At 74.7% G+C, this 24,056-nt stretch carries 6 protein-coding genes (1 of these 6 only partly in view); all 6 read right to left on the bottom strand.

Translation table 11 applies throughout. From position 1 onward, the window contains the following. Nucleotides 1–4: 4 nt before the first annotated feature. The gene (locus OHA55_RS30100; RefSeq protein WP_266712259.1) at nt 5–2,965 is read right to left on the bottom strand and encodes a hypothetical protein; all 2,961 of its coding nucleotides are present in this window, start codon (nt 2,963–2,965) and stop codon (nt 5–7) included. Between the two features lies 1 nt (nt 2,966). Then, the gene (gene eccB, locus OHA55_RS30095) at nt 2,967–4,367 is read right to left on the bottom strand and encodes a type VII secretion protein EccB (RefSeq protein ID WP_266712256.1); all 1,401 of its coding nucleotides are present in this window, start codon (nt 4,365–4,367) and stop codon (nt 2,967–2,969) included. 9 nt (nt 4,368–4,376) lie between these two features. Further along, nucleotides 4,377–5,777 carry a type VII secretion integral membrane protein EccD gene (gene eccD, locus OHA55_RS30090; protein WP_266712254.1) on the bottom strand — a complete coding sequence of 467 codons (1,401 nt, stop codon included), beginning with the start codon at nt 5,775–5,777 and terminating at the stop codon, nt 4,377–4,379. A gap of 52 nt (nt 5,778–5,829) precedes the next feature. Continuing rightward, nucleotides 5,830–9,789 carry a type VII secretion protein EccCa gene (eccCa, locus tag OHA55_RS30085; protein WP_266712252.1) on the bottom strand — a complete coding sequence of 1,320 codons (3,960 nt, stop codon included), beginning with the start codon at nt 9,787–9,789 and terminating at the stop codon, nt 5,830–5,832. Nucleotides 9,790–10,217: 428 nt separating this feature from the next. Next, entirely contained in the window at nt 10,218–11,054 is an 837-nt protein-coding gene (locus OHA55_RS30080) for a hypothetical protein (protein WP_266712250.1), read from the bottom strand. 137 nt (nt 11,055–11,191) lie between these two features. Further along, nucleotides 11,192–24,056, bottom strand: partial view of a hypothetical protein gene (locus OHA55_RS30075; protein ID WP_266712248.1) — the 3' end only. 18,905 nt of this gene lie beyond the right edge of the window; 12,865 of the gene's 31,770 nt are visible here — the last part of the coding sequence; the start codon falls outside the window, past its right edge; it ends in the stop codon at nt 11,192–11,194.

Here is a 24,056-nt window from a genome sequence, read left to right as displayed (position 1 = left end):
GTCGTCATCCTCTTTCCGGGAGTGTGTTCGGGGCGGCGGGGCCGGAGCCGACGATCAGCCCCGGGGGGACCCCGAACCTGCCCCGGACCGCGTCGGGCAGTGCCGGCACGGCTTCCGGTTCGGTGGCCCGCCAGGTCCGGTCGGCCAGGCCGAGTCCGGACAGAGCGATCTCGTCCAGGGGTGTCCGTCCGATGTCGACCCTGCCCTCGGCGTCGACCTCGGAGGCGGAGAGCTCCCGCAGCAGTACGGTGCGGCGCTCTCCGTCCCGGGTGGACAGGACTTTGAAACTGGTGCCGGGGAGGAAGAGCACCCGGTCCGCGGGTTCCGGGTCGAGCAGCGCGGTGCGGCGCGCGGTCGTCGACCAGACCAGCACGTCGGTGTCGCCCGGCAGTCCGGGGGCGGCAGAGGTCAGGGCCCAGCCGAAGCCCCATTCGGTGACCAGCCGGCGTCGCGCGTACCAGGCCCACTCGGTCTCGCTCAGGGCGGCGCGCATCAGGGTGGCGCCCCGGTAGGAGGGCAGTCGGCGCAGGCCCGAAGTGACGCAGCGGGCCAAGGGCACGTGCGGTCCCACGGTGGCGCCTCGGACGGCGTCGTCGAGCAGGGCCCCGTCGCCGCGCAGGTAGAGCCGGGCCGCCACCAGGTCGGTGAGGACGTCCTCGGTGGAGGTCCGGTCGGTGCCCCGCAGGCCGGGCGACTGGGACAGGACCCGGGCGACCGCTCCGCCGATGTCGTCGTACTGCTGCCGGAAGGCTCCGCGCAGCCACTCGCGTTCCCGGGCGATGCCCTTGGCCGGCGGCAGCGCGCAGGCGGCCGGCGTCGGCACCGGTTGCGGACGCGGCCGACCGGCCGGGTCCGCCGCCGCGCGACCGGCGGGGGCGGGGGCGCGGGACGGCGGTGTGCTTTCCGGCTCCGGTGCGGGAGGGGGCGGCTGGGGGCCGGGGTGTGGGACGGCGCGTTCGGCGGCGGCCTCGGGCGGGCTCGCCGGTACGGGGGCCGGTGCGCCGCCGGGAGCGGAGACCAGCCTCAACGACGGCAGGAACGGGGCAGGAGGCGGACCGCCGGCCGGCGGCGCCGGGGTGTCCGGGGCATGCGCGACGTCCGGAGGGTCCAAGGGGGCGGAGGGGTCAAGAGGGTTCGGGGCTGCGGTGCGAACGACCGGCTCGGCCGCCGTGGCGGTCGGGGGGAAGGCGTCCGGAGCATGCGTCTCCGGCGCCGGGGCTCCCTCGGCAGCGGCTGCCGTCGTCTCCCACAGCGCGCCGGGCGCTGCTGCCCGCGGCGCCGGTACGGGAGCGGGAGCGGGGAGGAGCCCGGCCGGAGGGGCGGTGGCGGTCCCGGTCGGAGGGGCGGCGGCCCCCGGCACAAGGGCGGCCGTGGTCCCGGGCGCAAGGGCTGCGGCCCGCGTGGCAGGGGCGGCGGGACCTGTCGTGGCCGGGACCCCGGTCACGGACGGGGCGGGCGCGGCTCCCTCCGGCGGAGCCGCCGGGGCAGGGACGAACACGCGTGTCCGGGGGCCCGGCGCGGCGGCCGCGTACAACTCCGCCGCGCTGTAGGACTCCGACGTCACCGGCGACTCCACGACGACCGGGGAATCCGGCGTCACCGGCGGCTCGGAGGCGACCGGGGGCGCCGACGGAGCGAGCAGCCGCGCTCGGATCTCCGGCGGCGGGGCGGCGGTGAGGGCCGTGGGCGGCCGGGGCGGGCTGCTCTCCTGGACCATCCGGTTCGCCGGCATCAGTCGGGCGAGCCCCCGGGTCACCGGGTCCATCCGGTCGAGCAGGTTCTCCGCGAGTTCCCGCATGCGTGCACCGGCCCGTGCCACGGTGCCGTGGACGAGGTGGAAGTGCCGGGGGTCGGCGGGGGCCGAGCGGACGACGGGGGCCTCGTCCGGCTCCTCGGGGGGACGCATCCACAACCCGCCGGGTATCACCTCCAGGACCGCGTCGGGGGCGTAGCGGTAGACGCCGGGGGCGATCTGCGGGATGCCGTCCACCACCGGGCGGTGGCTCAGCACTGCGGGTGCGGCCGGCTGTCCTCCGGTCATCCGTGCCGGGAGGTAGCGCAGTTCCTTCGCGAAGGCGGCGAAGCCGAGTGTGCCGTCCGTGTCGACGGTGTGGACCTGCGGGGTCTCCCAGAGGGCGCGCCCGACCGGCATGCCGTTGTAGAGCACCACCGGGGAGTCGAGGCGGTCGGCCAGTGCCTGGCCGGACGTGCTCTTCCCCGGCGCGGCAAGCGGCCCGTACGGGAAGAACCGCACCTGGGGGCGGGCGCCGGGCAGTACCGACGCCCAGAAGCGGGAGACGTCGTCGAGCCCCAGCGCCGGTGTTCCGGGGCAGCCCAGGACCACGGTGAGCAGTTCGCGCCCGCATGCCAGTCGGGCTTCGAGCCGGGCGCGGTGGGCGGGGATCCCGGTCTCCGGTTCCACCGGGTGCAGCCACACCCCGCTCGGCAGCGGGTCGGCCACCGCGTGGTCGCTGGTGTGCCAGGGCTGGTCGGCGACGGAGAACTCCCAGACGGGTTTGGGGAAGCGGCGGGACTCCGGTCGGCCGGGCCGGTTCGGGCGGAGCCGTACCCAGCCGGAGCCGCTGTCGGCGGGGACGTAGAGGACGCCTCCGGCCGCCGGGGTCACCGCGCCGTCGGCGACCAGCACCGTGCGGTCGAGCCGGTCGGCCAGCCACTGCCCGAGGGGCAGCACACCGCCGGTCGGGCGGCGGCCGAAGACGAGCCGGTAGCCGCCGTCGCGCCGGCCGAGGAGGCGGGCGAGGCGCGGCCGGCCGGCGTCGGTGAAGCCGGCCGGGAGGTCCAGGACCACGAGGTGGTGGTCGGGGTCTTCGGGCAGTCCGGCGGCGAAGGCGAGTGCCTGCTCGTCCAGGGCGCCCCGGGCGTGTACCAGCAGGACGTGGCCGGTCCGGTGGCTGTCCAGATCAGGCGCCTCCCCGGCCCGCCGGTTCTTGGGACCGAGCGCCATCTCAGGGGCCCTTCGAGGCGGCGGGTGAAGGGGAAGCGGCGGGCGCCGAGCGCGTGGTCACGGCGGTGAGGGCGGCCGCGCGGGAGAGCGTGGGACCGGTGGGCAGCAGGTCGAGTACAGCTCCGGGGACGGGGCGTGCCTGGCCGGTGCCGTACCCGAGGGCCGACAGGGTGGCCGTGTCCGTCGTCGGGTACTTCAGGCCCAGGTCGGTCACGAGGTAGGTCTGGGGCGTGGCGGTCCGGGTCGAGGCGGCGAGATCCTGCACCAGCAGCCCGGCTCCGACCGGTACATGGACCGGTCCCGCCCCGGCGGGGAGTGTCCGCTCCCAGGTCACCGTGGTGTGCACCGTTTCTCCCGCGGCCAGTTGGCGCAGGCAGACGGTGCCCTCGCCGGGCCGGGCGACGGGGCCGGAGAGGAAGTCGGGCAGCCGGTGCAGCAGGGTGCGGTCCGGGGAGCCGGGGGCGGCGGCGACGTCGGCGCGGCTCACCCGGCGGGGCGAGCCCTGACCGGATCCGGTGGCCATCAGCTGGTATTCGGTGCGGTTCATCGGGGCCAGTCCATCGCCGCGCAGGACGTAGTACTGGGCGGGGCCGGTGCCGTCGGCGCCGGTGGTGAAGACCTGGCCGACCGTGGTGGCCCGGCCGCCGATGCCGGGGCCCGGCTCGCCGCGGTCCGGGACCGGGGCGGCGTCGAGAACGGGGCCCGAGGGCAGGGCCGGAAGCCAGGAGTCCGGGACGGTGAGCGGGTCCTGGCCGTCGAGCTCCATCGCCACCATCGCGGAACGGCCGCCGAGCGCGTACCGGGTTCCGTTCCAGAGCAGGTACGAGGTGCCGTCCCCGTCGCTCAGCAGGATGCGGCGGCCGGTCGCGGCGCGGGTGGGGGCGGTGGCGTCGGAGGGGGCGAAGTCGAGTGCCTCGCCGCCCGACCGGCCGGGGGTCAGGCACCGGGACCATGCGCCCGTGAGCAGTGCCGGGCCGGCGGGTACGGAGTCCGGCGCCCCGGGGATCCCGACCTCGTTCCCGCGCGGCGTATCGCCCAGGGAGTTGCGGGAGACGGTCCGTACGCCGGTGCCGGCCCGGGAGCCGGACGCGCCGAGCAGCGCGGAGGCGTAGTTCGCCACCGGGTGCAGGACGCCGTCCAGGTAGAGGAAGCGGGTGCCGGTCTCCTTCTCCACGACGATGGCGTTCGGCTGGGCCCAGGCGGTGTTCCCGCCCGGTTTGATCAGCCCGTAGACGGCGAACCCGGCGCAGGCGAGCAGGGCGAGGACCATCCCGATGACCGTACCGACGACGCTGCGCCGGGCCGGTGGCTCGCCGGTCGCCGGCTCTCCGGTCACCAGGGCGGCGGCCAGCCGGCCGGTGGCGAACTGGTACGCGTGGACATGGTCGCGGCGGCTTTGCACGAGTTCCTCTCAGCCGGCCAGGGACCGGAAGGACCAGTAGACGTGGAGGTGTTGCAGCAGCAGGGGCACCAGGGCGATCGCGGTGACCATCTCCAGGATGTCGGCGGTGTGGCCCCAGATCGGCAACAGGCGTACGGAGGGCAGCCGTTGGGCAGCCAGGAGCAGCAGCGCGGCGGCGGCCAGCAGGATGGCCCCGAGGCTCGCACGCGCCGCGGTGCCGCCGTCGTCGAGGAGCCGGATCACGGCCAGGGTCAGCCCCAGGGTGCCGGCCAGGGCGAGCGCCACCCGCTGTCCGGTCTCGGTGACGCCCCGGGACCGCAGGGCCACGGCGCCGGCCAGGGCGAGGGCGAGCAGCCACTCGAACCAGGTGTCGCGGCGGGTCAGCAGAACCAGGTCCACCGCGTAGACCACCGAGGCTCCGACGGTGAAGAGGGTGAGGCAGGTGTCGGCGGCGGCGACCCGCCGCTCGACGTCCTGCCGGGAGCGCGGCTCGACGTCCTCCTGCAGTTCGTCGGCGTTGCGCGGCAGTTGGGGTACGCGCAGTCCGGCCAGGCGGAGGGCGACGCGCGGGGCGATCGCGCTGAGCACGAACATCGTGACCGCGACGACCGTGGCGGAGGTGGTGGCGTCCCAGTCGAGGCTGATCGAGAGGCAGGAGCCGATCTCGGCGCCGAGCGCGGCGACGAGCAGGGCTCCGAAGACCTTGACCGGCACCCGTCCGGCGAAGAACAGGACGAGGGACGCGGCGACGGCGCAGGCCCCGCCGAGCAGCAGTTCGTGCCGGCCGGGCACGGACAGCACCCGCCCGTCTCCCCGGGTCGCGCATCCGGCGAGGGCGGCGAAGATCCAGCCGGCCACTCCGGTGACCAGGACGGTCGCGGGGTCGGCCGCCGGGGACCGGCTGACGACCGCGCAGCCCGCCAGCAGGAGCACGGCGATCACGCCGCACCCGACGCCGGCCTCCCGGCCCGAGCCGGCAAAGAGCATGGACGCGGCGAGCACGGCCAGGGTCAGACAGCCGAGTCCGACGAACAGACGCCGCGTCAGCTCGGGCCGCCAGCGGTCGGGCCGTGCGCCGACGACCGCCGCCACACCGTCCGCCAGGTCGTCGAAGAACATCGGCGGGAGGACGTCGTCGGCGCGGCGCAGGGACAGGGTCTCGCCGTCGCGCAGACCGAGCGACCCGGCCGTGGCGGCCGGGTCGAGCGGCTCGCCGCCCAGCCGTTGCAGCACGTATCCGGCACCGTCGGGGTCGTCGTCCGCGCGGAGCCGGTCGACCAGGACGGGCAGCAGGGCGCCGACCGTGACGGTGAACGGGACGCCGAGGTCGGCGCTGCGCCCGGGTCCGTCGACGGTGATCCGGCAGACGGTGGTGGAGTCGGGGTCGGACATGATGCCGGGGGTGCTCATGGCGCTCCTGTGTGGGACGGCCGGGGTGCGGGGGTCTGGGGCGCCGCCCCGGTCACTCCCGGTCCACCAGACCGGTCTGGACGAGCCGGACACCGCGCCGGGTGACCAGTTGGGCGCGGCCGGGGACGAGGGTGCGGGGCTTGGCCTCGCCGATGAACTTGCCCTCCTCCTTCGGGTAGGAGAGCAGCAGCGCCGGGTTGCCCAGCTCCCACAGCCTGCGCAGCAGCGGGTCCATCATGGCGCGCATCGCGCCGCTGGTGGACCGGGCGAGAACCAGGTGCATCCCGATGTTGGCGCCTTGGGCGAGCAGGGGCACCAGGGGTGCGGTGGGGCTGTCGAGGGAGCTGCTGACGAACATGTCGTAGTCGTCGAGGAGGAGGAAGAGCCGTGGCCCCTGCCACCAGTCCCGCCGCGCCAGTTGTTCCGGGGTGACGTCGCTGCCGGGCAGCCGTTTGCTCATCGACACCACGGTGCTGGCGGCGAGTTCCTTCAGCCCCTGGCTGTCGACGGCGTAACCGACGCGGTACTCCTCGGGGACCGCCGACAGGAGTCCCCGGTCGGGGTCGCCGAGGAGGATACGGGCCTCCTCCGGACGGAACCGTGAGGTGATGGCGCGGGCCATCAGGCGCAGCAGGTTGGTCTTGCCGGTCTCGCCGTCGCCGAAGACCATCAGGTGGGAGGTGGCGGAGAAGTCGTGCCACACCGGCTGCAGGCGCTGTTCGTCCCAGCCGATACTGACCCGCAGGTCTCCCTCGGCGGCGGGCAGCCTGCCGACGGGCAGCCTGCTGGGCAGCAGTCGGACGCCGGGTGCGGTGCGGCCGGTCCAGAAGGTTCCGATCTCGGCGGCGGCGACCTTGGTGGCCGCGGTGAGGTCGTCCGTGGCGCAGGAGCTGTCCAGGCGGGGCAGGGCCGACAGGAAGTGGTGTCCGGAGCTGGTGAGCCCGCGGCCGGGGTGCTGCGGGACGCCCGCGGCCTGGCGGGCGCCGAGTTCGGACTCCATCGGGTCGCCGAGCCGCAGTTCGAGCCGGGTGCCGAGCAGGTCGCGCAGCCGGGGCCGGATCTCCGACCAGCGCACGGCGGAGACCACCAGGTGGATGCCGAACGACAGGCCGCGGGCCGCGAGCGTCGTGATGCGGTCGTCGAGTTCGTCGTAGTCCTGGCGCAGCGTCCCCCACCCGTCGACCACGAGGAAGACGTCGCCGTAGGGGTCGTCGATCTCGCCGGTGCGGCGCAGGTGCCGGTAGGCGGCCATGGATTCCACGCCGCGGGTGGTGAAGGTCTGCTCGCGGCGCTCCAGGAGCTGCGTGATCTCCTCGACGGTGCGCAGTACCTTGTCGCGCTCCAGGCGGGTGGCGACGGAGCCGGCGTGCGGGAGCCCGGCGATCGAGACCAGTCCGCCGCCGCCGAAGTCCAGGCAGTAGAACTGGACCTCTTCCGGGGTGTGGGTGAGGGCGAGCGCCATCATCAGGGTGCGCAGCAGCGCGGACTTGCCGGTCTGCGGCGCGCCGGCGACCCCGACGTGTCCGCCGGCGCCGGAGAGGTCGGCCACCAGCAGTTCGCGTACCTGCTCGTGGGGCCGGTCGACCATGCCGAGCGGTACGCGCAGGCGGCCCAGGAGCGAGGACTCGGCGGCGGTCATGCCGCGGACGGGGTCGGGGACGATGCCGGGCAGGAGCTGGTCGAGGCTGGGCGGGTCGGCGAGCGGCGGGAGCCAGACCTGCCGGGCCGAGGGGCCGGTTTCCGCCAGCCGCTCGATGAGGACGTCCAGCAGGGTCTCGTCGCTCTCGGCCGGCCGGTCGGGTTCGGAGGGGGGCCGTACGGCGGTCTCCTCCTCTTCGTCGGGCGGCCCCGCGGCGGCGGGCCGCTGGTCGAGGCCGAACGGCACGATCTCCCCGGCCGCCGTCAGGTCCGGCCGTTCGGTGTCCTCGCCGGTGGGGCTCTGGGGGCAGGGCCCGGAGACGTAGGCGGCCTTGAACCGCACCAGGTTGGTGGTGTCCACCCGCAGGAAGCCGTTGCCCGGCACGGACGGCAGCTCGTAGGCCCCGGCCACCCCGATCACGCTGCGCGACTCCATGGAGGAGAAGGTGCGCAGGGCGATCCGGTACGAGAGGTGTCCTTCGACGCGGTGGATGCGCCCTTCGTCCAGCCGCTGGGAGGCGAGCAGGAGGTGGACGCCGAGACTGCGGCCGACTCGTCCGATGGTCACGAAGAGATCGGTGAACTCGGGCTTTCCGGCGAGCAGTTCGGAGAACTCGTCGACGATGACGAGCAGCGAGGGCAGCGGAGCCAGCGGGGCGCCGCCCAGGCGGGCCTTCTCGTACTCGTACAGGGAGGCGTGGCCGCTCGCACGCAACAGCTCCTGGCGGCGTATGAGTTCGCCGTCGATGGAGTCCTGCATGCGGTCGACCAGGGGCAGTTCGTCGGCGAGGTTGGTGATCACCGCGGAGGTGTGGGGCAGCCGCTCCATGTTCATGAAGGTGGCACCGCCCTTGAAGTCCACCAGCACGAAGTTGAGGACCTCGGAGGAATGGGTGACGGCGAGCCCGATCACGAGGGTGCGCAGCAGTTCGCTCTTGCCGGAGCCGGTGGCGCCGATGAGCAGCCCGTGCGGTCCCATGCCGGTCTGGGCGGACTCCTTGAGGTCGAGTTCGACGACCTCCCCGTCCTCGGTGACACCGATGGGCACCCGCAGCCGGGTGCTCTGGTCCAGGCGGCGGCGCCAGTGGGCGGCCACGTCGTAGGTGCGTGGATCGCGGATGCCGAGCAGGGTCGTGAGTTCGAAGTCGGACTCGAAGGGGTTGTCGGTCAGGTCGACGGTGCCGCTGGTACGCATCGGGGCCAGCAGCCGCGCCAGGTTCTCGGCCTCGGTACGGCTCAGTACGTCGGCGTCGGCCTCGGCGGTGGAGTCCGCGACGGGGAAGGAGACCCGGCCGTTCTCCGTGGTCAGCCGCAGCACGCCGCTGCCGCCGTGCATGGCGCCGGTGACGTCGAGCAGGACCGTGTTGCGCAGACCGGCGCCGAGCAGCCGGGAGCCCGGGGGGATGGCGGTGCGGTGGGCGACGACGACCAGGAAGGGTTCGGCGGCGCTGGGGGTGGCCTGCGGGTCGTGGTCGGGCCGGTCGAAGACGTCCGGGCCGAGGAGGTCGGTGAACTCCGCGTGGTCGGTGGCGACGAGCCGCAACGGGCCGGCCTCGTCGTGCTCGCGCGGGTGGGCGTTGTGGGGCAGCCACTTCACCCACTCCCACTCCTCCCGGCCCGCTTCGTCCGTCAGCACGGCCACCCGCAGCTCGTCGGGCGAGTGGAGGGTGACGAGCTGCCCCAGCACGGCGCGCACCAGGTCGAGCGCGTCCTCGACGTCACCGGCCCACTCCACGCTGCTGAAGCTGCGCAGGCCGACCGGGAACGGCATGCCCTGCACGGTCTGGAAGGCGGCGGTGAACCGGCGCAGCGAGATCGCGGCGAGCGGGTCGAGGTCCTCGACCGGCTTGGTCTCCGGAGGGACGAGTTCGAGGGCGGCGCGCCGGGTGCCGAGCCCGATGCGTACCTTCGCGAAGTCGTCGTGGGCCGCCCGACGCTCCCACACCCGCGGTGAGCGCACGAAGGACCACAGCCGGTCGGGCGGGGGGTTCTCCCAGACGGCCGCGGCCAGTTGGTCCCGTGCGGCCGCTCGGGCCCGGACACGGAGCTGGGCGAGATAGCGCAGGTAGTCGCGGCGTTCGGCGCGCATCCGTCGCTTGCGGTCGAGTCCGGCGCGGCCGATCTGCCCCATGCCCATGGAGATCATGCCGACGCCCATCATCCCGGACATCATGTACGTCGAAGTGGAGCCGCCGACGGTGAACATCAGCGCCATCGCACCGAAGCCGATGCCCATCGGCAGGACGACCATGACGGATCCGAAGTCGGCCGCGGCGGGTTCGCCGAGCACGGGCGGCTCGGCCAGTTCGATGCGGTCCTCCGGCACTTCGGGCCCCGACACGCGCGGTGGGCGTTTCACAACCACGGTGTTCATCTGGTCCATCTCCAGCCCGGTGGCAGGCGTCTGTGTCGTGTCGGAACGATGCGCGTCGGATCAGCGGGTGAAGACCGGATGCACTCGGATGGTCCGGCGACGCCGTGGGGTGCCGTGCCGGGTGCCGTCCGCGCGGCGGGTCCGGCGGGCACGACCCCAGGTAGGGAAAACATAGGAAGAGGGCCCCGGGGCGGCCAGCTCGCAGAGGGCGTCCTGCCTGGTCGGGCACGGGTACTGCCCGAACTCCCGGCCCGGTGGCGTGATGTGGCGGCCTCCCACCGGCCGGCCCGGGTGGGGCGGTGCGGTGCGCCACGGGGTCGGGTGGGGTGGTGCGGTGTGCGGTCGGGACGGGGTCGGGTGGGGTGGTGCGGCGTGCGGTCGGGACGGGATCGTACGGCGTCCGGCCGGGGTGAGTACGGCGGTCGTGGTCACGGATGCCGAGCGGTGGTGTCCGTTGCCCACAGTCGGGTACCGCCCTGGCGGACGAGGAGGTTGCCGTCGTCCCCCAGCACCAGTTCGGCGCCTTCGTGGCCGTCGGTCCGCGAGGACCAGGCGGTCCGCATGTCCCGCGTGTAGACGACCAGGTTGCCGTCGGCCTGGAAGACCGTCCTGGCGCCCTGCCCCACGGTCCCGGACGCCCACAGCGGGCGGCTCTCCCGGTCGTAGAGCACCAGGTTGCCGTCGCCCTGGAAGGCGAGGACGACCAGAGGGGTGGACCAGTTCTGTCCTGGTTCCAGGACGCTGGTGCCGCGCACCACACCGTCCGTCCCACGCCGCGTCGCGGTTCGGGCGCCGCTCCGGTCGGAGCTTTCGGCGGGGGCCTCGGCGGCGGGCCGGTCGTCCGCCGCGCGCACCGGGGACGCCTCCACGACGGGTTCGGGCGCGCTCGGTGCGGGAGGGGTGCCGCCCGGTGGGCCGGAGACGGGCGGGGTGCTGGGGGACGGTCCGGGCCGGGAGGGGGGTGGGGGTGCCGCGCCGGTGTCGCCCGGAGGGCCGGGGTGGCTCGGCGCGTGGTCCTCGGTGGGGGCGGCCGCCTCAGGGCGCCCCGGGCGGTCGGAGTCGTCCAGCAACAGCGACGGTGTCACCAGCACCAGGAGGCAGAGCCCCACGGCACCCGTCAGCAGATGCCGGGCCAGGCCGTGTGCCGAAAGCGGCGGGACTTTCGACACACGGTCCGGGTGGACGCGGGGGGCGCGCTCCCCCTCGCCCGCCGGATTCCCGGAGGTCCGGGAGGTGCGCCCGGTGCCCGTCTCCTGCTGTGCCACGTGCGAGCCTCTCTCGGTCGGGGAGCGCGGACGGCCGCGGTCGACCGGCCGTGGGTGACCGGAGACCCGGGCGTGATCGTAGGAGAACGGCTTCGGGCGCACCGCCGTACGTCCGCGCCGTGCCCGCGCGAACGGGATCACTTCCCCTTTTCCGGGGTCCCGTCCGCCCCCTTGTCCCTGTCGCCCTGACCGAAGCGGTGGAGACCGCTCAGCGAGGGCCGGGGGCGGAGATGGCCGCGATCCCGGGTCCCGCTGGTCGGGAGCGACGAGCGGCGGGGCCGGGCTCCGGGCGGGCGCGGCGGAGTCTGCGCGTCACCGGGGGCCGTCGGCCCCCCGTCCGCCACGGGAGCGGGAGAGGGATTCGGCGCGTGACGCGGAGCCGGCTCAGGCACGGGCACCGGCACCGGGGACGGGGACGGCTCGGGTGCCGGGGACAGCTGGGGCTGGGGCTCCTGCGTGCCTGGTACCGCACCGTCGTGCCGGTCCCGTCCCGCGAGGTCGTCGAGGGGAATGTCGGACGGCTTCTCCGGTACGGGGCGCTCCTGGCCGGGTCGCTCCTCGCCGGGACGCTGCCGGCCGTCTCGCCGGCCCGGGGCAGCCGACGGCTCCTGAGGGAGCGTCTCGTCCTCCTCCCCGATGGCCGGCAGAGCACTCAGCTCGTCGCGCGGAACGGCCAGCTCGAAGGGGATGGCACCGTAACTGCTCCTCTCCAGCGCGATGTTGCCGCTCAGGAAGGTGAACTGCAGGAGCGCGTGGCCCTCGTAGAGCACGTGGGGCACCGGGGTCTTGCTGTTGAGGAGGGTGCGGCCGACTTCCCTGCTGCGGTCGGTGCCGCGCGTGCGGGCCCCTCCTCCGGCGCGGGCGGACACCCGCGCGAGTGCGGGCCGGTATCCGAACTCGGCACCGAACTCGGCCGTCCCCGCGTGCGCCGAGGACGTGCTCTGCGAGAGATCGATGCGGTTGCCCGTCATCGACGTGGTGACCGTCTCCGCCTCCTTGTCGAGTCCGGTGTAGGTGAACGCGTCCTTGAAGTGGGTGTCGACGCGGACGGTGATGGCGCCGCCGGGCACGCCCCCCACGGAGACGACGAGCGCGTCCGTGCGCTCCGGGTTCGTCAGCCGGTCGCTGAGCCACGCCATCAGCGCGGGCCGGCTGAGCCTGTCCACCACGTACTGGCCGTGGGTCCGGGAGGAGGCACCGTGGCGGGAGTTCCAGGAGTCGTAGAGCTCCGCGCCTCGGCCGGCGACCAGGCGACGGACACTCTCGACGGACGACAGTGAGCGCATCTGGACCGTGGTCCCCCGGAGCATCGGGGCCTTGATCCGCCGGGGCGGGGGGTTCTGCTCCGTCTGCTGCCCGGATGCGGAAGCCTCCGCGGATTCGATGAGTTCGGTCGTACGGGTGGGAGAGGTGTGGGTCATCCGGCCCGGAAGCGTCGCCTGGAAGTGGCCGGCCCGCTGGATCGCCCACTTCTCGGCGTCGGTCAGTGCGGGCCTCGGTACGGCGGGCTTCGGCGCGGCGGCTGGCGGGGCGGCGGCCGAACCGGCGGAGTCCGTGACCGGCCCGGTGGTGTCCGTGACCGGCACGGTGGTGTCCGTGACCAGGTCCGCGGGAGCGAGGCCGGCTTCCGCGAGGGCATCCTCCGTACGGGCATCCTCCGTACGAGCACTCGCCGTACGGCCGTCCTCCGTACGGTCCGGTACGGCCTGCTGCTCCTCCGTGGCGGCCGTCGTCAGGGCGTCGAGCAGTTCCTGCTGGCGCTCGACCCTCTTCCGCATGGCGCGGGACCGCCAGTTGTCCGCGACGAACAGCTTCATCGCGGCGAACCGGGCCTGGGAGCCGGCGAAGTCGCGGTGCACCGTGAGGAGGAGGTCGACCTCGTCGCGGAAGACGGAGCCCTTGGTCTTGCTCTTGGTCCCGCCCCCGGCGCCGACGTTGGTCAGGCGGGACTCCGAGTTCTCCTGGCCCCTGGTCCACTGGTAGGCGAGAGTGCCGAGCGGGGCGACGCCGGGGACCGCCTCGGCCCTGCCGGTCACGCTCATGCGCTGGGAGGTGAAGGTGGCGCGGGACTGCGTGTTGTCGCCGTCGACGCTGTCCTCGTTGTGCTCGCGCGTGTTGCCGATGTTGAACTCGACGGTGTCGACCTGGCGGTCGTGTTCCGGCACCGTCGTCCCGCGCAGCATCAACGTCACTTCCGCGTGGCCGCCGGGGAAGGTGATGACGACCGGCTGGCCGTCGAAGGCGCCCCGGGCGGCGGCGGTCAGGTCGGTGGCCCGCACCTTGTGCGCCAGCACCTCGCTACTCCTGGCCCACTGCGTGCGGCCGAAGAGCGCGACGCCGTGTGCCTCCAGCCCGCCCAGCGGGCCGCCGGGGGCGTCTTCGGGCAACAGCACCTGGACCCGGCCGGTGACGTCGCTCTCCCGGAGCCGGCGGCTGAACAGCGTGCTCCGCGACGGCCGCCGGGTTCCCCCTCCGGTGTCCGGTGCCGGGCTCCCGGGGGGCCTCACCAGGTGGGCGGTGGGGAAGGCGGCGCGGACGGGCACGTCAACCGTGAACGGCCGTACGTCGGCCGGGGCCACCCAGGTGTCCCCGCGCCGGTACTCGACGCGCCCTCGCAGGCGCATGGTGCCGTTGAACACCCCGTAGGACTCGGTGGCCTTGGTCTTCCTCCCGAGAGTGGTGCCCGCGTCCGTGACCGTGCTGCGGCTGGTGTCCCGGTTGGCGGTGACGGTGTTCTGGACCGTGGTGTACGGCGCGGTCACCACGCTGTCGAGGATGCGCGTGGTGCGCCGCATCCTGTCCTCGGCGTGGCCGGTGACGGCGCTCTCCTCCGTGCCTGTCTCCGCCTCGAACGACTTCACGGTCCGCTCGAAGGCGAAATCCCGGGCCCCCACGCTCGTGAACACGACCCGTGAGTGCCGGCCGGTGGCGGTATGCACGGGAAGTGGGTCCGCGGGCTCGGGCGTGCGCAGATTGCGTGCCGAGGCGGAGGAGAGGGAGACGAGCCGGGGCCGCAGGAAGCCGGGGCTGAGCAGCATCTCGTACGCCACCTCCTCCTCGGCCAGCTCCCTCTCCCCCAACTGGGCGCGGAGCGAGCGGAACACCGTCGTGGTGATGTTCTGTCCCTTCTTTCCCAGGGAGAGGATCTGCGTGTCCTCGGGCAGCACGGACTGGTCACGCACGGACGGCGGGGGTCCCGGGTCCGTCGCGGACGCGGGTTCCCGCGCGGACTCCGTAGAGGGGACGGGAACCCGCGTGGGAACTTCCCCCGAGGCCGCCGCGACCACCCCGGCGGGCGCGGCCACCCCGGCGGGCGCGGCCACCCCGGCGGGCGCGACCACCCCGGCGGGCGCGGCCACTTGGGCGGCCCCGACGGGCTCGGCGATCTGCGCGTGGAAGATCTGCGCTCCGGCCCGCTCCACCGTGTGGGGCCGGGTCAGCCGGGTCGGGATCGCCACGAAGAACGGCACGACGACGTCGTCGCCCTCGTTCGTGGCCGTTCCGCGCGTCTGCCGCTCCTGGCCGCCGATCACTCCGAAGCGGAAGACCGCTTCGCCCGCGTAGAGCGCCATCTCCTCCTTGAACTTGCTGTTGGCGAGCTCCTTGGCCGACTGCGCCGTACGGAAGAACTCGCGCTCGCGCTTCCCCCGTCCCCAGCCCGCCGTCGGCTGCCACGACGTGCCGGCCGTGAAACCGAAGGACGCGCCCGCGGCACCCTGGCCCTGGTTCAGGGTGGAGAAGCCGCTGCGCACCGCGGAGGAGGAACCGGTCTCGTTGACCACGTTCAGCTCGGAGCCCGGGACCAGCTTCAGGTAGGCCAGGCTCCGCACCCGCGCCGACGAGACGATGCGCGCCCTGCCGTGGGCCGCGCTGCCGTCGAAGGAAGGCCCGCGCAGCACGCCCCGGCTCATCAGCGCGAGGTTCGCCGCCAGCCGCTCGGAGCCGAAGGCGTTCTGGATCGCTGCCTCGTGGCGGCTCCAGCTCTCGTCCACGACCGAACCCAGAGCCTGCAACCGGGCCCGTACGAGGTTTCCCCCCGGTGCCGCCGCCTGTGGCCGCGGCGGGGAGGCGGCCGGGAGCGGGGTCAGCTCCGGGATGGTGACGCCGCCGCCGGCGAACAGCGCGAGGACCACGGAGTCGTCGGAGAGTTCGAGTTCCGGACGGTGCACGACATCACCGACCTGGTAGGCCGGCAGGACGAAGTTCCGGGGCTCGTCCGGTGCCGTTCCGCGCTCCAGCCACGAGGAGGTCCATGTCGGGGAGCCGTCCACGGCCGCTTCGGTGTCCGACGTCCGCACGACGAACCTGGCACCCATCGGAGCACGTCCCTCGGCGGTCCGGCCGTCGGCGTTCCGGAACCGCGCGGTCAGCACCACGGTGGTGTCGAACACGGAACTCGGCACCTTCGCCTTGACGGTGGCGCCGGTGGTGGAGGACTCCTCCTGGAGTGTGTTGGCCTCCTTCGCGGCCGTACGGTTCGCGCCCACCAGGGCCTTGAACCCGGACGGCTCCGCCATCCCCGGGAGGATCCAGGACGTGGTGTCGCCCAGCTGGTTGCCCTGCAGGGTTCCGGCGAGGTTGGTCGACCGGGAATGCGCGGAGCTGGTCAGGACGGACTGGCCGGTGCTCGTGCCGACGTTGAACTCGGTGCCGTTCTCCGTGTGGTGGGCGAACCTCGCGGCGCCCAGTTCGGCCTCCAGCTCGACCCTTCCGAGACCGTCCGGCAGGTCGACGATCAGCGGACCGGCCCACATCAGGGTCCGCAGCTGCTGGTGCAGCGCGGTGAACGGCACCAGCTGTTCGAGGGCGGCCAGCACCTCGTCGGCCTCCCGCGCGCTCCCGAACACCTCCATGGCCGCGTCGCGGGGCGAGTGGCCGGGTGCCTGTGGCAGGGACTGCCGCAGGATCGCGTCCAGCCCGCCGCCGCGGCGACCGCCCTCCGCGTCCAACGGATACGAGTCCACGAGCAGGTCGAAGGGGCCCGGCGCCCGCATCCGGCTCATGTACGACGGCACCGAACGGGCGGTGCCGGCCGGCGGGACGGAGGGCGAGTCCGCGTACGGCGTGGAGAGCGTGGCCGGGAGCGTGACCGCTCGGCCGGCCGGCGGCCGGGGCGGGGCCGAGCCGTCGCCCCGGACCAGATGGGACAGGTCCAGCTCGAAGCGCACGTCCACCGTGACCGTCAGAGCCTTGGAGACCGTCTTGCCGCGGGCGGTCATCCGGCTCATGTCCTGGTGGATCATGCCCTGGCCGCTCTCGCGCGCGTACGTGGCACCGAGGTCCAGGCGGACGAACGGGAACGTCCCGCGGGCCGCGACACCGGCGTTCCAGCCGCGGCCGGCGTCGTACGCCACGGCCGTGCCCGACCCGGACTCGACACCGGGCTCGAACTCGAACTTGGCGACGGTGCCCGTCGTCCGGGCGTTGAGCAGTGTCGCGCGCAGCGGGATACGACCCTGCCATCCGGGGGTGTCGATGGCCAGGTACCGCGTCTCGCCGTTGCTGAGTCCGTACAGCCAGGACCCGAGGTGCTCGGTCTGCAGATGCTCGGCGATCTGGTCCCGCGCGAGGTCGGCGTTCTCGGTTCCCAGCGGCTCGGCGAGCGCGTCCGCCATCCGAAGGGTGAAGTCCTGCGGCCCCGCGCCGAGGCTGTGCACCACGTCCCCGGCGCCGAGGATGCCCCCGGTGAGGCGCGCGGGCGGGGCCGGCAGCACCGGTGCCTCGGCCGCGGCGTTCACCGCCTGCGCGCTCACTGCCTGCGCGTTCTCGGCTTGCGCGTGCGCCGCCTGCGCGTTCTCGGCCTGTACCTGCGTGGCCCGCGCGTCCTCGGCCGGGCGGCTCTCCGTCACCGCGGCGGACGCGTCGTCGGGTGCGGCCGCCCACTCCGGAAGGGGCTCCAGAAAGTGCGAGCCGGTGGCTTCGGGGCGGCCCGGGACAGGTTCCCGCTCGTCCGTACGGGGCGTCGCGTCCGCCGCGTCGTCCTGGCGGGCGGGCGCGGACTCGTCCAGCCACCGGCGGAAGCGGTCCAGCGGGCCGGCGCCCAACGCCCGCGGCCGGGAACGCAGTTCCGCCTCGGTGGGCGTCGGGAAGGTGGCCGGTTCCACGCTCTCCACCAGGCCCATGACGCGGTCGGCCTCCACGACCCGCCGCCCGGCCGCCTCCACCTCCCGCCGCGCCGCCTCGATCTCCCGCACGGTCTGGTCCGACCTGCCCGCGCTGGTGTGCGCCTCCCGTTCCTCCAGTGCCGCCAGCGCCTCCCGCGCACGGTCCAGGGCGAGCATCGCCTCGGTGAACTCCTGTGCTGCGATGCTCACGTGATCCGCCGTCACGAAATCGGCCAGGGGTTCCCGCTCGGCGTCGGTCCGCTCGGAGGCGGTCGCGTTCCCCTTGCCCTTGCCCTTGCCCTTCATCGTTGCCGGAGCATCCGTCGCCGGGGTGTCCGCCGCCGGCGCGTCCTGGGAGCGGTCGTCGCGGGCCGTACCGGGATCGCCGGCCCTCGCCGCGGGGGTGGCCTCCGTACCGGCCGGCGGCTCGGGCAGGCTCTCGGTGGGCACGTAGAAGACGGCCGCCCGGTCGGTCACGGTCGCCCGCACCGCGCGGGGGACGCCCGTGGCCGGCCGGAGGACGAGGTGCCAGGTGACCGAGTCGGCCTCCACCCGCGCGTAGGAACGGCCGGTCCGCCGGTCCGGGCCCGTGAGCCGGATCGTCCCGGCGTCGGTCCGCGCGGGAACCGCCGACGCGGTGGAGTCGGCGCGCAGCGGACCGCCGAGGCGCACGGCGGGCGCGCCGGTACGGCCGGCCGGGAGCAGCACGGAGCGCGTCGGGTCCTTGGCGACCGTGTCGGGGAGTGCTCCGTACGGACCCGACTGCACCACTCGCAGCCCTCGGACGTCCGCACTGATCTCCAGCCGGGCGGGCAGGTCCGTGCCGGCTGTTCTCGGCAGCGTCACCGGTTCGTCGAGGGTGCCTCCCGCCGCCAGGGTGAGGAACCACTGGTTCATGTAGGGCGGGCTGAAGACCGCCGCGATCTTGGACCGCACCAGGAAGAGGCCGCCCTGCCAGGAATGGGGGGCGCGCGAAGGACTGGTCCACAGGTCGCGGCCCGTGAGCAGCGACTCGGCCGCTCTCCGCAGGCCGGGCAGGTCGGCGACGGTACCGACGAACGCCTCCCCGAGCGCCTCCGCGGGAAGGAGCGGATCCGGCCGCAGCCGCTCGACGTCCGCGGGTTCGTGCACCGCCGTGGGGCGGGGAACCGGTGCCGGGTCGTGCCGGGTCACCTGTTCCGGGTGGCCCAGCCGCAGCGCTCCGGGGAACACCTGGACTCCCAGCACGTGCCGCTCCCCCTGTCCGATCAGGGGCATCAGCCCGCCGAGCGGTGTGGGTGCGGTGGCGACCGCGCGGTGCACCTCCAGTTCGGCGGTGAGCCGCACGTCGAAGACGGTGACGTGCGGGTGGAGGACGGTCACCACGGCGGTGTCCCGCTGGTCCGAGGTGCGGGTGCGCAGGCTGTCGGACCGGGTGACGGTCGGTCTGAGGCGGTCGGCGACCGCCCCGGACGAGAGCAGGTCGTACTGGTCGGAGGTTCCGGCGAGCGCGGCCCGTCCCTGACGGCTGGTTTCCGTGCTCTCGGAGCGGCTGTTCTCCCACGCGCGGGCGTGCACGCTCTCCAGGACGTGTTCACCCGGCTCCCTGCCGGCCGCGCGAGGGTCGAGCAGTTCCGCGGTGAGGACGAGCCGCGCCATCGAGGTGCTGTACGCGTTGCGGTCGGGAACCAGGATCGGCAGACCGGTGAGCATGGTCTCCAACAGGGCGGCGGTGCCCTGCCGTCCGGCCACCTTCCACAGCTCGGTCTCCACCGCCTCGGCGTGCTCCCGGGAGAGTAGTCCCAGCGCGCGCAGGCGCGGCATCACCCGGTGGACGAACGGGCCGAGATCGGGGGTACCGAGCAGGACGGAGTGGTCGAATCCGTCGCCGCGCAGCACGTTGGCGGGCGCCGGGGCGGTGGCACCGGCGGGATCGGCGGGTTCGGCGGCCCGGCCGGGCGATCCGGCGCGGCGCTCCACCAGACCGAGGGCGCGGGCGGACCGGGAGGGCAGCAGCGCGAGGCCCGGAGCCCGCACGGGGCGGCCGGTGACCTCGCGCTCGCCGTACCTGCGCGAGCCGTAGTCACCGAAACTCACCCGCGATTCCTCCCACCGGCGCACGGTGACCACGAAATCGGTGGGCGCCTGGGCCCACACGTGGTCGTCCATGGTGGTGTGCGTCCGGTCGCCGCGCCCGCTGACGGCACGTCCGCCGGTGACCGGGGCGCTGCGCCCGTAGCCGAGGCCGAGCTGGGTGGCGTCGTCGGATGCGGGCAGGTCGGTGCCGGCCGGCCGGCTTCCGGTGAGGGATCCCTCCGCGGTCGCGTCCCAGGCCATGCGGTCGCGGGTTTCGGTGTCCCTGACCTGGGCGGTGACCAGTGAGTGGTCGTAGTGGAAGGCGTGCGCGCTCTCCCCGATCGCGGTCAGCCCGGCGGTGGAGGCCCGGACCGAGACCTCCACCCGTCCCACCATCCGGAAGGTGCCGGCCGGGACGGGGCGGCTCCACACCGGGCGGGGCGCCGCGCCGAGGTCCTGGACGCGGGGGGCCAGCCCGGTCAGCGCGGCGCGCAGGGCGGCCTCGTCCGCCGGGTCCAGGGCCGGCACACCGATCTCCCTGAGGAGGGCGGCCGCTTCGGGATACAGGTGGTCGGTGCGGACCAGGTGCAGGGTGTCCCGGGGCAGCCGCTCCCCCACGGCCGGTGTCCAGGAACGAGGCGGCGCGGGTTCGGCGGTGCGCGGCACCCGCGCCACCGCCCCGCTGCCGTCCGTCCGGGATGCGAAGTCCAGGGTGGGGCGCGGCCGGCCGGATCCGTCCCGTTCCAGTGCCAGGTCCTCGGGCACGACGAGAGTCGCCCGGACCGTCACCGGAGCGGCCTCCGCGGGGGCGGCGGTCTCTCCGGCGGCCGGCACCGGGGTGGCGGAGACGCGGAGGACGACCGGGCCGTCGAATTCCGCGAGCCACGTCGATCCCCCGCCGAAGGCGCCGGCCGCCGAGAATCCGCCAGTCTCGTCGACCGTACCGCTCCAGCTCACCCCGGGGGTGACGCGACCGCTCGGTTCCGTGGCGGCGGAGTCCTCCGAGGTACCGCCGACCTTGATGCCGAGGCCCGCGGCGACCTTCCAGTTCCGCTGGGCGGAGGTGAGCAGGTCGAAGGATGCGCCCTGGACGACCTCGGTCTGGCCTCGGCGGGTCCGCGCGTAGGTGAAGTCCGCCTGCTCCAGGCTCGCCCGGACAGTGACCAGGAGGCGCTGTTCCGCGCCCGGGCGGCCGGGTTCGGGGCTCGTGAGCACGAGGGTGTGGCCGGGCCCGGTGAGCGGGTGCGCCCGCCCGGCCAGCGCGGCGGGGCTCAACGCCTCGGCCAGGGCGAGGTGGTTGGCGACGTGGTGCGGCTGCGCCACGTGGAGCGGACGGCGGCCGGTGGACGCGGCGGCCGGTGGATGCTGAGAGGCCGGTGGATCCTGGGTGGCCGGCGCGTCCTGCCAGGGGGCGCGGGGTGCCAGGTAGTGGGGGAAACGGCTGCGTACGAGGTCGAGCGCGCGGGTCAGCGCCTCCCCGGCGCCGTGCGGGTCGATCTCGGTGACGCGGCTGGTGGGCGGCAGCCATCCGTCGGCGGAGGGCGGCAGCGTCAGCACCCGGCCGGGAGCGGTACGGGCCGCGGTCTCCGGGTCCGCGGGCTGTGCCGGGAGGTGGGCACCGGCGGCCGGGGTGAGGTCCCCGAGGCGTTCCGCGTCGGCGATCGGCATCCGCACCCGCGCGGTGATCCAGGCGTGCGTGCCGGGGCGCCCGCTCAGCGACCCGGTCTCCACGCGGACGTCGTACTCGACGAGGGTGGTGGGCTCGTCGGTGTGGCGGATCCGGCGTACCTCGACGCTGTCGGCCTGCTGCCCCGGCCGGGTGTACTGCACCGAACGCTTGTACGTCGCCTTGGGCAGGGGCACCAGGGCCGGCACGCCCAGCGCGCTCCTCACCAGGGGAAGCAGGAAGCCGGTCCCAACGTTGGCGGCGTCGCCCTGGACGGAGGTCGCGCCCGCCGCGGCGGAGTGGACGTCCTCGACATCGATCCGGGAAGGCTCCGTACTGTCCGCCACGGCCCGGGGGTTGTGGAAGGTGGCGTCGGCCCGGACCGCGTCGGACCGTCCGTCGGCGGATTCCAGCCGCGCCGAGTGGAGACCTCCGGCGGTGGCGTCGAGCAGGCCCGACAGCAGGGTGTGGACTCCGGCGAAGGCGTTCAACGCCTCGAAGGAGGGCGCGAACGGATCGGCCGAGGACGGGCCGGCCGCGGCGAGCACCGCCGTCCGGTACGCCCCGGCTCCGGTGACCGAGTCGACCCAGGACAGCGCGGGGAGGCGCGACGCCGGGCCGACGGTGGTGGGGCCGGACGTGCCGAACCGGGCGTCCGCCTGATCGGGGACGGCGGCCCGGGAGAGGTCGGCGGTGCTCGTCCGGGGCTCGCCGGACAGCTCGGCCCAGAGCGCCGAGGTGGCGTGATCCGTGCCGGCGGGCCGGGGCAGGGCGCGTACGGTCTCGCGTGGATGGGTACCGACGAGGGCCCGCTCGACGACCGTGCGGGCGCGCTGCGGATCGTCCTGCCCGGGATGCCGGACCTCCAGGGCCACTTCCACGTCGTGGAGGAAGCGCACCGTACCGGGGTCGGACGCCGGCCGGACGGTACGCGTGGCGCTCCGCGCGGTCGAGGCGCTGTAGGCGGTCTTCTTCGAGTAACCGCCGAAGACCGCCTGCGTCCCGGAGACGATCCCCGACAGCGAGGACAGGGAAGAGAGCGCCTGGGTGATCGGCTGCGGCAGCGGGACGTTCAGAGCGTGGTCGACGGTCCGGTCCGCCGAACTGCTCTCCCCCCACGCCCTGGTCTGCCGGGCGGTCGGCCGCGGTCCGTCCTCCCGCGGCGCGTGGGTCCCGGCGTCGCCGACGGGCTCGCCGTCCGGTCCGGTGAGCTGGGTCCAGTCCGCGAGCCGCAGCCGCACGGTGACGGCGAACGGGGCGCCGGCCGGCCGCAGTACCGCGGTGTGCCCGCCGGCAACCGCCTCGCGCAGGACGGCGCCGGGGTCGGTGGCGGCGAGGTGGGCGTCGAGCAGCGGCTCGGCGGCCACTCGCGCTCCGCGCGGCAGGAGTCCCAGCACACCGTCGCGGACGGCGTTCCGCAGCCGGTCGTCGGCGAAGGAGTAGAACTCCCGGCCGGCGCCCTGGCGCCCCGTGTACTCCGGCGGCGCGAACACCGGGCCGGCCTCGCGCTCCACCGGTCCCGCGGCGTCGGGCCGCGCACCCTCGTCGGTCCGGGCGCGGTCGTCGGTCCGCGCGCCGTCGTCGGTGAACACGCCGGCGAGGTCGGGCAACGGGCGGGGCGGGCGCGGTTCCCGGACGACGGTGCCGAGGGGCGACTCCGGTTCGGGCGACGGCGGACGCCACACCGTGTCGAGCGGCTGGGCGACCGGCGGTGCGGGCTGCACGGCCGCGGGGTGCACGGCCGCGGACTGCTGGGGGCCGCTCGTACTCCCGCTGCCTCCGGCGCCGTCCTGGCCGGTGGTTCCGGTCGTCGGCCCGCTCCTCGCGCCGCCCCGCACCTTCACTCCCGGGGCGCGCAGCTCGGGGGTGTCGGCGGCCAGTCGGTCGGCGAGGTCACGGGCGGCCTCGGGGCCCTGGGCGTGCAGGCTTTCGGCGATCCGCACCACGGCGGCCCGCCGTGCCTCCAGCCGCGCCCGCACCTCCGGTTCCCGGCCGATCTCCAGGGGTGCGGCCAGCAGGCGCCATGCGGAGCCGGCCAACGTCCGCACCGTGTCGTCGGATACGCCGAGGCGCTCGGCCAGCTGCCGTACGTCCTCGGTGTCCAGTTCGGCCGCATCCGGTTCGGCGGCATCCGCATCGCCGTCCTGTGCGCCCTCCGGGCGGTCGCCGCTCCGCACCGCAGCCTTGCCCCGCTCGGCGGGCGCGGGAACGGCGGCGCTGCCGGAGGCCGTGGCCCCCTCCGCCGGAGACTCCGCCGCCGTGACCCCCTCCGCCGTGATCCCGGTCGTCGCGGTCTCCGGCGCCGCCGGAATCGTCGGCAGGGGCGGGGTGTCCATGGCACGCAGGACCATGGTGCCGAGCACCCAGCGGTCCTCCTTCGGGCCGGTGACGTGCAGGACGGCCAGCGCCCGGACCAGGTGGCCGGTCGTGGGTCCGGGCTTGCCCGCACGCGCGGGCAGTCCGTACTTCAGGTAGTCGCGCCGGTAGTTGTTGCCGCCGCCCGACTGCCCCTGCGCCCCCGCGTTCTGCGTGAACGGCGCGGCGACGACGACCCGGTTGGTGTCGTCGGAGGTCACCCTGGCCGTGTACAGGGAGGTGACCGACGGGGTCACCGTGGTCCCGGTGGTCGCCGTGTACGCGTCGCCGGACGTCCGGACGTCGTCCAGGGCGGTGTCGCCGGTGGCGAGGATCTGCTGGGGCAGCAGCCGCAGCCGTACGGAGGTGGTGGGGTGGGCTCCGGTACGTCCCGTCAGACGGCCCACCGCGACGGAGTCGAGCGTTCTGCCCGTGTCGCCGTCCCCCGGGCGCACCAGCCGGGAGAGCCGGATCATGAGGCTCTCGTCCGAGAACGAGGTGTGCATGCGGTCGGGACCGGCGAGCGCGGGGTCGACTTCGCGCAGGGCTCGCGCCAGCTCGGCGCCGGCGTCGAAGGAGTAGAGCGCGAACGGCCGGTCGGGCACCCAGTCCCGGCCGTCCAGGGCGTCGCGCACGGCGGTGGTCAGCCCGTCCAGGCCGATGACGACGGTGCCGGGGGGCGGGGCGGTCCGGTCGGCGGGGTCCCGCTCGAAGACGGCGGGCCGCAGGAGGGGCTCCGCCCGGTCCGTCCCGGCCGGCAGGTCGTCCCGGTCGAACCACAGCGTCGCCGTGGCGTCGGCCGTGGCGTGGTACTCGCGTGTC

This window comes from Streptomyces sp. NBC_00102 (genome assembly GCF_026343115.1).
Classification (GTDB): Bacteria; Actinomycetota; Actinomycetes; order Streptomycetales; family Streptomycetaceae; genus Streptomyces.
This window is presented reverse-complemented; position numbering and strand designations above follow the sequence as displayed.

Coding starts and splice junctions, on each gene's coding strand:
- OHA55_RS30100 (WP_266712259.1), bottom strand. CDS start 2,965: ATGGCGCTCGGTCCCAAGAACCGGCGGGCCGGGGAGGCGCCTGATCTG.
- eccD (WP_266712254.1), bottom strand. CDS start 5,777: ATGAGCACCCCCGGCATCATGTCCGACCCCGACTCCACCACCGTCTGC.
- eccCa (WP_266712252.1), bottom strand. CDS start 9,789: ATGAACACCGTGGTTGTGAAACGCCCACCGCGCGTGTCGGGGCCCGAA.